At 52.6% G+C, this 14977-nt stretch carries 15 protein-coding genes; 6 read left to right on the top strand and 9 right to left on the bottom strand.

What is annotated here, in order from left to right; genetic code table 11:
* Positions 1-132: 132 nt before the first annotated feature.
* Together VB741_RS08870 and VB741_RS08865 are read right to left on the bottom strand one after the other, a co-directional pair.
* The gene (locus VB741_RS08870) at positions 133-993 is read right to left on the bottom strand and encodes a tetratricopeptide repeat protein (protein WP_323364806.1); all 861 of its coding nucleotides are present in this window, start codon (positions 991-993) and stop codon (positions 133-135) included.
* 242 nt (positions 994-1235) lie between these two features.
* Complete coding sequence (locus VB741_RS08865) at positions 1236-2486, bottom strand: DUF4331 domain-containing protein (protein ID WP_323364805.1); 1251 nt, start codon at positions 2484-2486, stop codon at positions 1236-1238.
* 233 nt (positions 2487-2719) lie between these two features.
* On the opposite strand from VB741_RS08865, the gene VB741_RS08860 reads away from it, so the two are divergent.
* The 4 genes from VB741_RS08860 (at position 2720) to tmpT (ending at position 5719) form a co-directional block, all read left to right on the top strand.
* Entirely contained in the window at positions 2720-3277 is a 558-nt protein-coding gene (locus tag VB741_RS08860) for a sigma-70 family RNA polymerase sigma factor (RefSeq protein ID WP_323364804.1), read from the top strand.
* A gap of 100 nt (positions 3278-3377) precedes the next feature.
* Positions 3378-3995, top strand: coding sequence for a cupin domain-containing protein (locus VB741_RS08855; RefSeq protein ID WP_323364803.1), 618 nt, complete (start codon positions 3378-3380; stop codon positions 3993-3995).
* A 244-nt stretch (positions 3996-4239) separates the two neighbouring features.
* A complete protein-coding gene (locus tag VB741_RS08850) occupies positions 4240-4857 on the top strand; it encodes a cupin domain-containing protein (protein ID WP_323364802.1) in 618 nt (205 codons plus the stop codon).
* Positions 4858-5050: 193 nt separating this feature from the next.
* Complete coding sequence (gene tmpT / locus VB741_RS08845) at positions 5051-5719, top strand: thiopurine S-methyltransferase (RefSeq protein WP_323364801.1); 669 nt, start codon at positions 5051-5053, stop codon at positions 5717-5719.
* Positions 5720-6371: 652 nt separating this feature from the next.
* On the opposite strand, the gene VB741_RS08840 is transcribed toward tmpT, so the two are convergent.
* Both VB741_RS08840 and VB741_RS08835 read right to left on the bottom strand, forming a co-directional pair.
* Entirely contained in the window at positions 6372-9689 is a 3318-nt protein-coding gene (locus VB741_RS08840; RefSeq protein ID WP_323364800.1) for a tetratricopeptide repeat protein, read from the bottom strand.
* A gap of 66 nt (positions 9690-9755) precedes the next feature.
* Positions 9756-10088: a hypothetical protein gene (locus tag VB741_RS08835; protein ID WP_323364799.1), complete on the bottom strand. Its 333-nt coding sequence runs from the start codon at positions 10086-10088 to the stop codon at positions 9756-9758.
* 162 nt (positions 10089-10250) lie between these two features.
* On the opposite strand from VB741_RS08835, the gene rpsD reads away from it, so the two are divergent.
* Positions 10251-10859, top strand: a complete 609-nt coding sequence (rpsD, locus tag VB741_RS08830; protein WP_323364798.1) for a 30S ribosomal protein S4 — start codon at positions 10251-10253, stop codon at positions 10857-10859.
* 264 nt (positions 10860-11123) lie between these two features.
* On the opposite strand, the gene VB741_RS08825 is transcribed toward rpsD, so the two are convergent.
* Positions 11124-11381, bottom strand: a complete 258-nt coding sequence (locus VB741_RS08825; RefSeq protein ID WP_323364797.1) for a hypothetical protein — start codon at positions 11379-11381, stop codon at positions 11124-11126.
* A 113-nt stretch (positions 11382-11494) separates the two neighbouring features.
* On the opposite strand from VB741_RS08825, the gene VB741_RS08820 reads away from it, so the two are divergent.
* On the top strand, positions 11495-11851 hold the full coding sequence (locus VB741_RS08820) for a hypothetical protein (RefSeq protein ID WP_323364796.1): 357 nt from the start codon (positions 11495-11497) through the stop codon (positions 11849-11851).
* Positions 11852-11892: 41 nt separating this feature from the next.
* Here the strand turns inward: VB741_RS08820 and VB741_RS08815 are convergent, their stop codons facing one another.
* From VB741_RS08815 to VB741_RS08800, 4 genes are all read right to left on the bottom strand, one after another.
* Positions 11893-12693 (bottom strand): energy-coupling factor ABC transporter ATP-binding protein, encoded by an 801-nt coding sequence (locus VB741_RS08815; protein WP_323364795.1) that lies wholly within the window; start codon positions 12691-12693, stop codon positions 11893-11895.
* 130 nt (positions 12694-12823) lie between these two features.
* Positions 12824-13603, bottom strand: a complete 780-nt coding sequence (gene cbiQ / locus VB741_RS08810) for a cobalt ECF transporter T component CbiQ (protein WP_323364794.1) — start codon at positions 13601-13603, stop codon at positions 12824-12826.
* On the bottom strand, positions 13594-14307 hold the full coding sequence (gene cbiM / locus VB741_RS08805; RefSeq protein WP_323364793.1) for a cobalt transporter CbiM: 714 nt from the start codon (positions 14305-14307) through the stop codon (positions 13594-13596). The genes cbiQ and cbiM overlap by 10 nt, the downstream gene beginning before the upstream one ends.
* Positions 14307-14729: a carboxypeptidase-like regulatory domain-containing protein gene (locus tag VB741_RS08800; RefSeq protein WP_323364792.1), complete on the bottom strand. Its 423-nt coding sequence runs from the start codon at positions 14727-14729 to the stop codon at positions 14307-14309. Before VB741_RS08800 ends, cbiM begins: the two co-directional genes overlap by 1 nt.
* Between the last annotated feature and the right edge of the window lie 248 nt (positions 14730-14977).

Here is a 14977-nt window from a genome sequence, read left to right as displayed (position 1 = left end):
TAAAGTAATTCGGCAATAGCGCGGGCATGGGCTTTGATTTTCTCTGCTTTAGATGTGTCCATGATTGTTCTAAGGCCTCAGCACAAATGGGGGCACTTTATAAGATAACCGACGTGAATCATTTCTTTCCCCTTAAGTATTTATGCTTACTTCAAAGGTGAGATGCACCCAACGATAGTGCCCCTGGCGCATCTCTAGCTCAGCCATCTGCACCAACGCCAGAGGATATCGCGGCAGAATTTCCAGGGCCTCTTGGTAAAGTTGCCGAGCCCTTTGACCATCACCACGGCTGGCGTAGAAGCGACCCATCAAGGTACGGGTCCAGGCAGAACTGCCCGCTTCTTGGGGTTCCTCGACTTTGAGGGCAGCTTCGAAGTTTTGGATCGCCAGGGCATCCTCACCTTGGGCGACATGGACTAGAGCCCGCAGGGTGAGGGTCCCCAGGGTGGGAACTTGCTGCACAAGTTGCTCCGCAATTGCTTTAGCTGCGGTCAAGTTGCCCTTGCCTAGGTGAGCCGTAATCAGGATGGATTGAGCTTGTTCGGAAGCGGGCTGGGTGATTAAAACTTGATCGGCTAAGAAAACAGCACGGTCAAAATCATGGCGGGCTTCAGCCACTTTGGCTTGAACAAGTTGGGCTCCCTGGTTGCTAAAGGGGAGCTTTTGCAAAGACTGTTCAGCGGATTGTTCAGCTAGGAGATACCAATTAGCATCGCCCGTGGCGCGGGCAAGGTTGAGATAGGTATTGGCCAGGGCCGATTGGCTAAGACCATCGGTTGGGGTTTGGCGGATGCGATTTTTATGAAAGGCTAGTTCCTCCTCTAGTTGGCCGGTGATGTCACTATTGTTAGGGGAAGAGAAGGGATAGTTATAGGGGTTAGAGCTGAGTAAAGGTTTAAGTTGTTGGAGAATGGTGGCGAAGAGAATGAGACCAAGGCCCCAGAGGAGTTGTTGACGGCGCTGAAGAAAGTAGGGTCTTAAGGTTAAAAGCATGGTTATCTAGGGGATAACGGCGTAGGTGAGACTTAAGCAGAGAATAAACTCAAAGGCTCCCATAAATGGGGGTTTATGGAAACTTTAGGGAGTCTTTGAGAGGCCTGCCATGTTGCAAAAAAATTGATAGCAGTGCCTTTAGCAGGCCCATGGCAGCTAAAGAGAGATCTTCAGAGGGAGCGATCATTTATGACATTGTCGTACCCCCTCTTCTGTCCCCTTAAAAAGGGAGAAATCCCCCCCTAATTAGGCAATGCCAAGTAAGGAAACGCCGGCTGCAAAGGCCGATGTCCCTGGGCCGGATTACCCGGTGTGCCATCATAGGAGACATTGTCTGAGGTTATCACCCCATTAGAAAGAACACTCAACGTAATGTCAATGACATCATCCTTGAGCATACGTCCACGGACAGGGCTCCCTGCCGCATTGAGCTCATTGGCATAGCCACTGGGGCCGTTGGTATCAATCCGCATGACATCGGGTAGGAATGCTCCAATTAGGGCGTTGGTACGTGCTTCATCGTTACCCAGGGCGCGTAATGTTTTCTTCGCTTCGGCGACGATGGGTCCAGCAATGCCGGCGGCGGGTTGTTGCCCAGCCAGAGCAGCGGCTTCGAAGTCAGGACCAACACTGTTGAGGGCATTGAGGAAGTCATTAGTCAAGATCAGACCTTCATTGATGCCTGGTCGGGCTAGACGCTCGACTTGGGCGTATTTGCCATCGGCCCTGGGGGTGGAGATGGTGGTCCAGACATCAAAGACATTGCTGCTGGCATTGCCTTGTAAAAACGACCTAGGAACCCGGACGGCAATGGTATTCACGTTATAGCCCTTGGCGAAGTCCAGTGCTTGGCTAGCGTTACGGAAACCCACGACAGGGCCAATGCCAGCGGCTCCAGCCCGAACGCGGAAAAACTGTTCCACATCAAAGAAGAACGGATCTTCCCGTAGTCCCGCAAAGACAGCTAGGTTTTTGCCCCCAATAGTCAAATTGTTTACACTAGCAGTGTTTTTGAGTAGGGGAGTGGTAATAGCTTCACGCTTGACAACTTTACCACTTCTGATAGCGGTGAGGGTAACTTTCTGTCTCTGTTGGTTGTCAGGGGCACCAAATTCAAAGCGCAGGGTCACATCTGGCTGGCCAGTGACTCTGGCATTCTTATTAGCAACAGAGTCAATGTGAAACTCATAGCGGGCATTGGTGCTGAAGTAATATTGTTGCCGTGCTACAGAACGGGGATTAGTGTTCATCATCAGGATCAGATTATCCCCACCTGCATTGGGGTTTTGGTCCTTTTCCCTAAAAGCATAGAGATCAGTCAGGTTGAGGCTTCGGCCCTTAACATCCACTTCGCCGTCATCATGGTCAGAGGCCTGAATAAAGGTGGCCGTACCCCCCAGGGTGAGGGCGGTAACAAGAACGATACCACTGAGTTTGAGCCAAGTTTGACGTTTGGTGAGGCGGCCTAGGGTGGTTTGTAAAGAGTTCAGCATGGTTTATTTTTCCTTCGGGGGAACGAATAGGATAGAATTTGAGAATTGCACGCATTTCAAAGCAGACCCGGTTGCTTGGGAGCATGGGCCATGACAACATATGGAAAGTCGTCAATACTGTCGGAGCAGCTAATATCTGCTCTACTGGGTAGGGATGATTTGGTGCAATCTGAAAAGGTATACGCTGCGTCTGGCGGATTGGATCTCTCGGTTTCAAAAAAAAGTTGAAATAAATGGCTCGACTACCATCCAAAGATGAAACTGAATTGATTTTCGGCATGGTCCAGGGAGACCAAACAGCCCTGAGTCAGCTCTATGACCGCTACGCCCGGGTGATGTATTCATTGGCATTCAAAATTCTAGGATCGGTAGAAGAAGCAGAAGAAGTTGTCCTGGATGTATTTACCAAGGCTTGGCGAACAGCCGCCCGTTACGATGCCAGTCGTAGTCGGGTAGATTCGTGGCTATTTCTAATGACCCGCAGCCGATCGTTGGATCGATTGCGGCAACGGCAACGGCAAACCAAGGTGGTGGAAGCCGCCACCAATACGGCCCAGGTGAGTTCATCCAATCTCCCTGAGGATGCGTTGATGATTGACGAACGGCGAATGGTGGTGATCCAGGCCCTGACCGAGCTCACCGATGAGCAACGTCTGGTGATTGAGTTGGCCTATTACCGAGGTTACAGTCAGTCGGAAATTGCGCAGCAAACTGGCATCGCCCTAGGGACGGTTAAAACGCGGATACGGCTAGGTTTACGCAAGCTGAAGGCATCCTTGAGTACAGACTAAAAATGAGGTCCAATCCGTCAGAGCCAGCATATACCTCCTATATAGATTCCGGTGTATATGGCCATGCTTATTCTTCAGTCATCGAGTTAATATTAAAGACATGACCACTCCCGAACCCTATCCAAATTCTGATGCCGCGGATACGGCTGCCCTCTATGCCCTGGATGCGCTAGAGACAGATGAGCTTGGGCAGTTTGAACAGATGTTATTGGATAGTAGGGAACTCAATCAGATCGTTCGTGAGTTTGAAGCAACAGCGGCCACATTAGCCTATGGTGCGCCACCGATGTCCATGGCGGCGAATCTAAAGGAGCGCTTATTTCAGCGGATTGCTGTTGACCATATAGGACCCAGTTCGGACTTGGTAAGACTGTTGGATTTGCCCATGGCTGAGCTGAAGCAAAAGGCGGCTGAGTTGAACTGGTCTTTGCTGCCGGGTAATACAGGGGCTGAGTTTGCCACTTGGCAGTTGGATGAACCTTCCCGAGAAATGGCCTTTTTTGTGCGTAAAACTGACGGCGGCCTATTTCCGAACCATGCCCATGCCAGCGGTGAGACCGTCCTGGTATTGGCAGGAGACTTTGTCGTAGATAACCAGGTGTATCGCACCGGAGAACGCATTTCATCGCCTGGTAATACTAGCCATCAGCCAGAAACGATGGCTGGGTGCCTAGTGTTTTGTGTGTCGTCCATGGACGATGATATCTTGGGCGATTGACCTGGTTGACTGGATTGACTTCCTAGGGCCGGGTACCAACTCAAAGCGGAACGTTTTCCCAAGGATAGTATTCAGAAGTCAGGGGTCAGGAATCAGGGCCTCACTGGCTTCTGGCTTCTGGACCCTGATTCCCCACCTAGTCAGGATTTTCCGGCTTAAATTGATACCCCTAGGGCCAATCCCGAGCCAATGGCGGGCAGATGGCAGATGTCGATTATGCATTTGCCAAGCTAATATTAGAGACATGAACAGTCCTGATCTCAACCCAAATGTGAATGCTTCTGATCTGGCCCCCCTTTACGCTCTGGACGTGTTAGAGGCAGATGAGCGTAGGCAGTTTGAGCAGGTTCTACTGGATAATGGCGAGTTGGGTCAATCCGTTCGTGAGTTTGAAGAGATCACGGCCCAGTTGATCTATGGTTTGCCGCCCATAACCATGGCGGTAGATCTGAAGGATCGACTATTTCAGCGGATTGCTGATCTGTCGCTGGGGGCGAGTTCAGACTTATTGCGACTGTTGGATTTGCCCATGGCTGAATTGAGGCAAAAGGCGGCTGAGTTGGACTGGTCTTTGCTGCCTGGGGAGTCAGGGGTAACGGTGGCCACTTGGCAGACCGATGAAGTATCTCGCGAGGCCGCCTTTTTTGCTCGTAAGGTTGGCAAGGGACTATTTCCAAATCATTACCATGCTAGTGGAGAGACTGTGCTGGTATTGGAGGGAGACTTTATTGTGGATGGGCAGGTGTATCATTCTGGTGAGCGGGTTTCTGCGCCTGGGAAAACAAGTCATCAGCCAGAATCTTTGGGTGGTTGTTTGTTGTTGTGTGTGTCGTCGATGGATGACGATATTTTGGATGTTTGAGAGTTTTCCACCATATCCGACGGCAGACAACTGGCTACAAGAGTTCTATGAACCTGGGAGGGGTGTTTATCAACCACGTCCAAGTTGAAACCTTGAGTTTCCTCACCAGAAAGACTACAGTTCTGGACGTGGACAAGGTTTAACTGCCCAGGCGGAATGTTATGGGTAGAAAAATCCCTCAAGGAAGTTTACTATGGATGAAAATTTTTGGTTGCAGGCGTGGAAAACGAATAATATTGGTTTCCACTGGAGTGAAGCTAACCCTGTGCTAGTTACTTACTTCAAAGAGCTTGCTTTAGTCAAAGGCAGCCGTGTATTTGTGCCATTATGCGGTAAAACCCTTGATATTGCTTGGCTGTTGTCCAATGGTTACCATGTGGCTGGAGCCGAACTAGTTGAAATTGCGATTGAGCAATTGTTTATTGAGCTTGGGGTGGAGCCCAAAATATCGGAGCTTGGTCAACTCAAGCAGTACAGCGCCTCCAATATTGACATATTTGTTGGCAATATCTTTGATGTGTCTAGCCAGATACTTGGCTCGGTAGATGCCATTTATGACAGAGCCGCGTTGGTCGCCCTGCCTGATGAAATACGCCATCGATATACGGCACATTTGAGAGAGATTACAGGCCAAGCGCCGCAGTTGTTGGTTAGCTATGAGTATGACCAAAGCCTGATGTCAGGTCCTCCTTTCTCTATTAGTGATGAGGAAGTTAATCAACACTATGGAGATAGTTATGATTTAACTCTCATGGCTAGCACAAATATACCTGATGGTTTGAAGGGAAAATTTGCAGCAACAGAGAATGTTTGGCTACTTACAAATAATGTTAGCGTCCCCGGAGCGAAGTCGTTGGCATAGTCGTTCCAAATCGGCTAGGGGAAGCTGGTGGGGAAAGTTGACTGATGATTCCGGATGGCAAGTGGTTATGGGAGTGTCTTTTGGTGGGCTGGTGAGGAGGCTAAAGATGTTGCTTGGGGTCCCTCCGAGTTCCCCAAACCCCCATGGTTAGGGCCGGAAGGCCGCCCTAAAACCCAACCTACTGTGTTATCCCTGGTGGCATTAAGTTGGGGTTACGGCGGGGGCAATTATATGGGTGCTGACCTGGCTTGTGGAGAAAATTCGGAGCGTAAAATTCTCCAAGCAAATTCTTATCCACTATCAACATCGTAGCCCATACTTTCTCCCCTCCTGGGAGGGGCAACGGGGTGGGTCTCCCGCCTCGCTATCAACCCATAGCTCCCATTTTCTTTTTCCTAGAAGAACCTTCCTGAAGGGGTTTCGGGCTGTGGCGCTAGCGGTTAACCCACCCCGCCCGTTGGGCACCCCTCCCGGGAGGGGATGATGGAAAATTGTTTCAGCGGGAGGACATAGTTCCTCGTTCGTATTATCTCTATCAACGCAAGCCCATACCTATCCCCTCCTGGGAAGGGCAACGGGGTGGGTCTCCCGCTAGCGCTAAGGATATGTAGAGTGGGCACAGCCCACCTTCCCATGGGATTAGAATAAATTCTTACGGAAGATTGTTTTCAATGCGACGGATAGTTTGCTCCAGGCTATCTGCTTTGGGAGATCTTATTTGCTGATAAATGGTCAAGGCTTGATGCAAATAGGTGAGACCTGTCGTAGGTTCTTGTTTTTGCTCAGCAAAGAGTTGGCCTAACCACCATAATGTAGCGGCTTTAGTTTGGACATCACCGATTTTTTCAGTGATGTTTAAGGACTGTTGGAAGAGTGCGATCGCACCCTCCACATCCCCCTGGTCCGCTTTGAGGCTGGCCATTTGGTGCAGGGTGGCGGCTTTGCCTTGTTCATCGCCGATTTTTTCTTTGATGTCTAAGGACTGTTGGTAGAGTGAGATCGCACCCTCCACATCCCCCTGGTTTGCTTTGAGGATGGCCATTTGGTGCAGGGTGGAGGCTTTGCCTTGGACATTGCCGATTTTTTCTTCGATGTCTAAGGACTGTTGGTAGAGTGCGATCGCACCCTCCACATCCCCCTGGTTCGCTTTGAGTCTGCCCATTTGGTGCAGGGTGGCAGCTTTGCCTTTTTCATTGCCGATTTTTTCAGTGATGAAAAAGGACTGTTGGAAGAGTGCGATCGCACCCTCCACATCCCCCTGGTTCGCTTTGAGGATGGCCATTTCGTGCAGGGTGGCGGCTTTGGTTTTGACATCGCCGATTTTTTCAGTGATGGCTAAGGACTGTTGGTAGAGTGCGATCGCACCCTCCACATCCCCCTGGTTCGCTTTGAGGATGGCCATTTGGTGCAGGGTGGCGGCTTTGCCTTGGGCATCGCCGATTTTTTCTTTGATGGCTAAGGACTGTTGGTAGAGTGCGATCGCACCCTCCACATCCCCCTGGCCCGCTTTGAGAATGGCTGACTCATGAAATATTGCAGCTTTCAAAAGTTCATCATCATCAGGACAGGTCTCCAGTGCCTGGTCAAAAAACGTTAATGCCAAGTCAACCTCCCCAATTTCCCTTGCAGAGGTCGCTAATTCATGGGAAAGCTTATAGCTTGTAGTTACCTGAAGAGATTTTTGACAAAGATTGACAGCTTCTTGATATCGACTTTTAACTCTGAACTGTCCAGCTAATCGGTTAGCAATCTCTACTACAATCTCTCCCTCTTCCCCCACCATCGCCAACCGATGTATCTCCAACCGCTGGACCTCACTAGAGCCCTCTGCTTCTTGCCACCACAACCGATACAATTCCTTCGCCGCCAGTCCTGCCAGCTCTTTACTCTCCGGCACCTCCAACGGCAGCACCCTCGGCACCCGCAAACTATCCTCTGTCGTCCGCTCCATCAACCCCAGCGCCACCGCCCGCTCAATGTGCCGCTCCCCATCCCCCACCGCCAGCATCGCCTCCCTCGGCACCGGCAACTCATACACCAGCCCCCGACTCAAAAACTCTCGCATCTCCGCCGACTGCTGCCCTAGCAACGTCTCCGCCAAAATATTCTCCCGAAACTCTTCGGTCTTCTCTGCCATTGCCGCTAAAATCGCCTCAGTGTCAGTTCTCTGATCCACCAACACCTTCGACAACCATTCCAACAATCGCGGATTCCCATCCGACAATTCTTTCGCCTTTGTCTGCAACACCCCATCCACCCCAGACCCCGGCTGAAACGCCGCCAGCCGACTACACTTCTTCTCTAGGTTCGCCCCTTTAAACGTCGCCAATGGCTGCCGATAAATCTGCGACAACCCACTAAACTCAAACTCATACCGACAGGTAATCAACAGCCGATGGTCGCTGTCCGTCTGTTCAATCGCCCACAGCATCGCCTTCAGCAGGTCTGCTATCCCCGGCTTTAACCGCTGCGGATTTTCCGTCTCCAGATTCTGCTCAAAATCGTCCAGCACCAGCAATAACGGCGTTTCCAACTGCCCAAACACCGCCTCTAGCCGATACTTCAGCGGTTCATCCGTCTGCCGTAACCGCTGCTGCAGGTCCGCCCCTTTCACCTGGTCCGCCAGCCGATTCACCAGACCGTTCTCATCCACCGGCCCAATCCACACCACCTTTTCATAGCCCGTCAGCCGATCGCACAGCCGTAGCGCCAGGGTACTCTTCCCATTTCCCCCCATCCCATGGAGCAACACCCCCAGGGCTTCTTCCTCGCCATAGGGCATCAGCGCCCGCAAACAAGCCTGTAGCTCCCGCCGCCGTCCCACAAAACTCTCCCGACCGGCCACCGCCCGACCCACCCCATCCTGATCCAAAAACACCGACACCACCGATGGTTTCGGAGCCTTTTTCCGTCCCTGCGTCCGCATGGGCGTCACCAACGCTCCCGGTATCGCCGCCGCCACGTACAGCCGCAGCAAATGCCAATCCCGTGCCTTGGCCTCTAACATCGCCTGATACGTCAACGCCAACGCCTCCGGCAAACTTTTCGCCGCGGCCAACCCGCCATACAACGCTGCCGCTGCGGTAGTGCCATCCTGGTCTAGCACCGGTTGCCCCCAACCCAGCACCGCCCCCGCCCCATGGCCCAATAGCTGCGCTGCCATGGAGGGTACCGTTCCTGCTTTCCCACTCTGCCCCGTCCGACAACCCGACAAAAACACCACCGCCGGAAACCGAAACTGCACCGCCTTAGCAATATCCTGGGCCGTCGCATCTCGCCGCTGGCCTAACTCCGTTTCGGTGATAAATATCGGTCCATCATCGGTGTGGCCTGCATGGCCCGTCAGATGTAGTACATCAAACCAGCCCCGGTCATGGGAGGCCACCAGATTCTGTAACTCCTCCAGACAGCCACTTTCCTCCACCGTCAGGGCCAGGGGCTGCCTTTTCGTCGCAGTCAGAATGCGCCCCTCCTCCGCTTCAAAGTCCAGCTCCGGCTCCACCCCTGTCGGTGAGGTGGCCATAAACAATACATTTAAAGCCCGGTTAGCCGGTTCAGCCTCTGCCACCGTCAATGGCTGGGTGCCTGTCCCCGACCACCGCACCGGCACCACGGCCCGTGCCAGCTTCGCCACCAAAAACTCTTGCCCATCATGCAGGACTTCCCAAGGTAAATGGGCCAACCGCCCCGCCGCCGCAATGGCCAGCACCGTCAGATCTGGTTCATTACTCAGCTGTCCCGCCAGCCAGCGATCGCTGCCATCCAGCCATTGATATAACCGCTGACCCGTAATTCCATAGTCGTCTGGTAGCAGTTGCACATAATAGTCCCGTTCTGCCCTGGCGATTAAGTCAGAAATCTCTGACATGGGCAGGATTCGTTCTGCGAAGTCGCTCAGATTTTCCCAGCCATAGCGGAGGGCAATGTGCTGATCGTCTTTGGGTTTGAGATCGATGTGAAAAATGCGCATGGCAGGGGGAGCGGAGAGTGAGTCAAGCGGCAGGGGTGTTGACTAGGCCGAGCCTGGGAACCAGAATTATTTTGCTAGGGGTGCCAGTATCTTCGCGATTTCTTCTACGGTGGCTCCTTCTAATAACAGACGCCCCTGGGCAGTGACGATCAGGACCTTCTCAATCTTGGGCTGATCCTGCTGCTGCTCCCGCCAGGCGGCATACCACCTATATATCTGCTCCGCGATGGTCATGACGCCGCCAACGATCCCCACAATGGTGGCCACCGCCGTTAGGCCGCCGTCTTTTTGCACTGCGCCACTGACTTCGTAGCTGCCGTCCACACCGTCTAGGGCGACCAACGCCTCGGCGGCGGTGGCGGCGGCGGCTCCTTCAATTGCAACCTGTAATTCTGCCATAGGTGAATTTATTCCATTGAATCTGGATGGGGGGGCATTTATGCCGATTTCTAATCAATTTTCGTTGGTAAACATAACCTACCCAAATACCGGTGGCGTTGGGGCACCCCATCCCCTATAATTGGGGACCGGAATATTCCTATCAAGGAGACTAAACGCTACATGTCGCGATATAGAGGTCCTCGCCTTCGCATCACCCGCCGTCTCGGAGAACTTCCCGGTCTCACCCGGAAAGTTGCCCGTAAGGCATATCCTCCTGGTCAGCATGGCCAGGCACGGAAAAAGAAATCCGAATATTGCATTCGTCTAGAAGAGAAGCAAAAGCTTCGCTATAACTACGGCGTCACCGAGCGTCAGCTACTGCGCTACGTGAAAAAAGCACGTCGTGCTGGTGGTTCCACTGGGCAGGTCATCCTGCAGCAGCTAGAAATGCGTTTGGATAACACCATTTTTCGACTGGGCATGGGGCCTACCATCCCTGCTGCTCGCCAAGTCGTGAACCATGGTCACATTACCGTCAACGGTCGCGTAGTTAGCATTCCTAGCTACCAGTGCCGCCCCGGTGATGTCATCGGTGTGCGTCCAAAAGACGTCTCGAAGAAGCTGGTGGAAGCCAACCTGGAATTTCCTGGTCTAGCTAACATTCCAACTCACCTAGAGTTTGATAAAGCCAAGATGGAAGCCAAGGTGAATAGCGTCATCGAACGCGAATGGATCGCCCTCAACATCAACGAGCTGCTCGTGGTTGAGTACTACTCCCGTAAAGCGTAGACCTTTTTTCGCTCTACTCAAATATGTTGGGTATACCCGGCTGTATTTTGATTGGGCATTGCTGATTCTCGATGGGCCAACCCTTGATGTTTTGGATCAAGACCGTTAGGCCCCATTGATGTATTCCTCCAGGTCAGCAATCGCTCTTACCGCGCTAGTTTAGTCATTTCCATTAACCCCTAAGGTCCGTCAGCCTTAGGGGTTTTTATTGTGCCTATGGCTGATCCCTGGTTGAGCGGATAGGCCTCGGTAGGCCGACCCGGTTTATAACGGCATCCAGGACAAAACAATTAATTCCCCATGCACTGCGCCAATGTGTAGCTCATAGACAAACTCATATCGATCTTCGTTTCTATCCCAGGCCGTAATCCACAGCTCGTACCCACGGGTACCGCGTTCATAGGTAGACCGGGGGTGCATGGCATCAATCTGATAGCCACGGTAACTTTGTAAAAGATCCGCAACAGCTGCGGTAACTGCCGTCGTATAGTGTTGCTCTGTGTAAGTTTTCGGAAATACCATGGTAGATATTGTGAAGCGATAGAAAAATCATACGTACCGTATAGGTGACGTTACGGAGTTACTGAATAGTTTCAGGGGAAATGTAAAGTTTTGGGAAAAAAGGACCTGGGTTAATGGGTGTAGATACGGAAAGACTTCAATCATTACTCGCCCGTGCTCAGCAGCTAACGGAATCGGAAGTATTGGCTGATCTGCCAGCGGCGGTGGTGGAACGCTTAAAAACAGAGGCTGCTACGCCGTTGGTGGCGGCCCTAGGGCTGAGCGATGCCCTGTGGTTGGATAATCCCTACAAAAGTGAAAAGGGTGCTTCGCGAGCCATTCGCATTGTCCAACGGGATGAGGCGTTGATTCGTGCCCTGGCGTTCTATCGTCTGAAGGGGGGAACTGAGTTGGAGAAAACCGCCGCTTTTTTTGATGAATCCTTTGCGGCGGAGAACAGGCATGATGGCCAAGCCCAGCATGGGGGCTAGAGCTTTGAGTAATGGATTAAATGGATTACTTGTGATGGGTATTACTTGTGGTGATTAATGGTGTGGGGAATTAACGAATGGGGTTTTTCTAGATCGTAGGTTTCCATGAGGCGGTCATTGCTCATGATCTCTCGGGGATGACCGTCGGCAACAATTTTGCCTTGGTACATGACTAGGGTGCGATCGCAAACCTCTAACAAAAATTCCAAATCATGGGAGGCAATCACCATGGTTTGTTCCAGTCCTTGCATAAAGGTAATCAACCGGCGGCGACTGCGAATATCAAGGCTGGCGGTCGGCTCGTCATACAGTACGATCTGGGGCTGCATGGCCAATAGTCCTGCAATGGCCACCATCTGCTTTTCGCCACCAGATAGGTGGTGGGGTGGGCGATCTGCCAGGGACTGTAATCCCGTCATATGGATGGCTGCCTCCACCCGTTCATTCACCTGATGGTGGGGCAAGTCCATGTTGGCGGGGCCAAAGCGAATATCTTCCCTGACCGATGCGGAAAAGAGTTGATCGTTGGGGTTTTGAAACAAAAGACCAATTTGGGGATTAAACCCATTGGCAACTACTGGTTTATCCATCAGCCGAACCGCCCCAGAGGTGGGGGTAAGGGCTCCACACAGGGTCATAAACAAGGTTGTTTTGCCGCAGCCATTGTGGCCAATAATGCCCACCCGTTCACCGGGGTTAATTTGCAAACTGAGATTGTCGAGTACCTGCTGTCGATCGGGATAGGAAAAGCAGAGATGCTCAATGGCAATGGCCGCTACGGTGACGCGGGGGGCAGCCGCTATTGATTTCTCAGACAAGTTTTTAGGCAGTAGAGATGTCATAGATACTACTCAGAAGAGCTAGAGAGAATCATAGTAGGAAGAGATTTAAATCTGTTTTTAGAAATTAGGGAAGATTCTTTAAGGGTATTTACGGATGATCTTTTGGCTGATCTTTATTAGTTGGTCTTTCTTAAGGGCTAGGTGCTACGAACCACATCTGTAAGCTGATCAGGATCAGGGCAATGGTAGCGCATAATCCAGTCGCTGCTAGATCTGCCGGTTGTCCCCAACCCCTAATCTGGGGTGAGAGACGACGACCATAGCCATAGCCCCGCAACCGCATGGCCTTGTAGACCCGTTCTGACTGTTCATAACTACGTATAAACAAGGTGCCCATGACGGTGGCTAGTTGGTGCCAGCTGCGGCGGTTGCCCCTGGGCTGAAACCCTCGGAGCCGCATGGCCTGACGGAGCAAATCTAGCTGATCCGCCATGTCAAATAGGTAGCGGTAAGAGAGCAAGGCCATTTCTGCTAACAGCGGCGGCAGCCCCAGGGAAACCAGGGTGTCGATTAGGGTAAGCAGTGGGGTGGTGCCCAGTAACACCATGCCCAGGGTGACAATGGAGAGAAACCGACCGGCAATCAGCCCCATGGCCAGCAGTCCTTCCTGACGAATGGCTAGGGGACCCCACTGCCACAGTACGGTGCTGCCAGACAGCAGCGGCAGGGCGATCACCAGGCCCAGGAGAAACAAACCGGGATAGCGCAGGCGCGATCTCAAAAAGGACCAGGGCAGACCCGACAGACCATAGAGGACGATCGTCACTAGCAAGCACAGGGGGATCAGCTGCAAGGTTTGGACGGAAGCAAATCCTAGGATGAGTAGTCCCATGCCCACCAGCTTGGCCCGAGGCCACCATTGGTGAATGGGAGACTGCCGCCCGGCATAGGTATCTAGGGTTAGTCGCATAGTCGCTCTCCTGCGCTCACGGATTGACCAGGGTGCTGATCTGGCCGGCTAATGGGGGCCAGACCATTTAATAGTTCTGGTTTGGTCCGTTGTAAAAATGTTACCAACAGGGCCGTAAATACCCCTTCCACAATCACCAGGGGACCATGGGCAAGGCCGAGGGTGAGCAGGGCAGCCCGTTCGGTGGCCACATCAAACCCCACGGGCACGGCAAAGATCAACAGACTGATAAACAGGGTAACGGCTAGGGCCATGCCGATGGCCCCGGCCAAGAATCCGCTGATGCCATAGCTCAGGGCTGGACTCAGGGAGCGGGGTAACCAACGCCGCAGTTGGAAAACGCCATGGCCCACCAGGGCAGGCACGCCGATAATGATGGCATTTACCCCCAGGGTGGAAAGACCGCCATGGCCTAAAAACAGGGCTTGGAAAAACAGACCGATCAAAATTGCGAGGAAGGAGTAGTAGCCCAACACCGCCCCTAGCAGACCATTGAGCACTAGGTGCAAACTCATGGGGGGCAGCGGAATCTGGATGGAAGAAGCGACAAAAAAGGCCGAGGCCAACAGGGCTGCCTTGGGCATTTGGGCCGTTGGATCGGGTTGCCGATTGACTTGTCGTAGACAATGCCAGGTGACTAACCCGCTGAGACCATACCCCACAATGCAAAGTTGGGGTGGGACAAAACCATCTGGAATATGCACTAAGACTGTTTACCTCGCGAAAAAAATAAGGCCGTGCCCACCAAGCCCCACAGGGCGGCTCCGGCACTGGCCCAACGTTGCAGGGGGCTGCTGCTAACAGATGTGGCTATGGCTGTTTGGCTGTTTGTTTGGGCCTGGGCGGTGGACGGTGCCATGGCCACGGGAACGTTCACGGTGGTACCATGGCCCGCCTGCCGAATCACCACCTCCCAGTTTCCGGGCGCATCGGGACTAAATTCAAATTCTCCCTGCTGATTGGTTTGTCCCGTGGTCCACGGTTGTTCGGGCTGGTCAGGGCTGTAAACAACGACCTGGGCTAGGGCCATGGGCTCCCCCGAAGTAAAGGCGGCTTCGATGGAGAAGGTGGGGCTGACGGTTGCGATCGCGCCGTGGGCCCATCCAGGCTGGCTGGATAACAGCATCAGGCCAAGACCATAGAACAGGATGCAACAGCTTCGGTCTCTGGCACTATTAGGCCTGAGACTGTCATGCCTAGCTGGATATCTGACTGGAAACTCCTGAAGCAAGGCGACCATAGCGAAACGTTAGAAATTTCCCCAATAAGTAAATCGCCTTCACTCTAATGGATTCAATGCCCCAGGGGGGGACACGGGGGAAACTCACTGGCAAAACCAAAAAGTCGCTGGCGCCCAACCTAGGGTACCAGCGA

It is taken from the genome of Leptothoe sp. PORK10 BA2 (genome assembly GCF_034932105.1).
GTDB lineage: Bacteria > Cyanobacteriota > Cyanobacteriia > Phormidesmidales > Phormidesmidaceae > Leptothoe.
This window is presented reverse-complemented; position numbering and strand designations above follow the sequence as displayed.

Coding starts and splice junctions, on each gene's coding strand:
- VB741_RS08825 (WP_323364797.1), bottom strand. CDS start 11,381: ATGGTATTTCCGAAAACTTACACAGAGCAACACTATACGACGGCAGTT.
- VB741_RS08840 (WP_323364800.1), bottom strand. CDS start 9,689: ATGCGCATTTTTCACATCGATCTCAAACCCAAAGACGATCAGCACATT.
- VB741_RS08835 (WP_323364799.1), bottom strand. CDS start 10,088: ATGGCAGAATTACAGGTTGCAATTGAAGGAGCCGCCGCCGCCACCGCC.
- VB741_RS08865 (WP_323364805.1), bottom strand. CDS start 2,486: ATGCTGAACTCTTTACAAACCACCCTAGGCCGCCTCACCAAACGTCAA.
- tmpT (WP_323364801.1), top strand. CDS start 5,051: ATGGATGAAAATTTTTGGTTGCAGGCGTGGAAAACGAATAATATTGGT.
- VB741_RS08855 (WP_323364803.1), top strand. CDS start 3,378: ATGACCACTCCCGAACCCTATCCAAATTCTGATGCCGCGGATACGGCT.
- VB741_RS08870 (WP_323364806.1), bottom strand. CDS start 993: ATGCTTTTAACCTTAAGACCCTACTTTCTTCAGCGCCGTCAACAACTC.
- VB741_RS08860 (WP_323364804.1), top strand. CDS start 2,720: ATGGCTCGACTACCATCCAAAGATGAAACTGAATTGATTTTCGGCATG.
- rpsD (WP_323364798.1), top strand. CDS start 10,251: ATGTCGCGATATAGAGGTCCTCGCCTTCGCATCACCCGCCGTCTCGGA.
- VB741_RS08815 (WP_323364795.1), bottom strand. CDS start 12,693: ATGACATCTCTACTGCCTAAAAACTTGTCTGAGAAATCAATAGCGGCT.
- VB741_RS08820 (WP_323364796.1), top strand. CDS start 11,495: ATGGGTGTAGATACGGAAAGACTTCAATCATTACTCGCCCGTGCTCAG.
- VB741_RS08850 (WP_323364802.1), top strand. CDS start 4,240: ATGAACAGTCCTGATCTCAACCCAAATGTGAATGCTTCTGATCTGGCC.
- cbiQ (WP_323364794.1), bottom strand. CDS start 13,603: ATGCGACTAACCCTAGATACCTATGCCGGGCGGCAGTCTCCCATTCAC.
- VB741_RS08800 (WP_323364792.1), bottom strand. CDS start 14,729: ATGCTGTTATCCAGCCAGCCTGGATGGGCCCACGGCGCGATCGCAACC.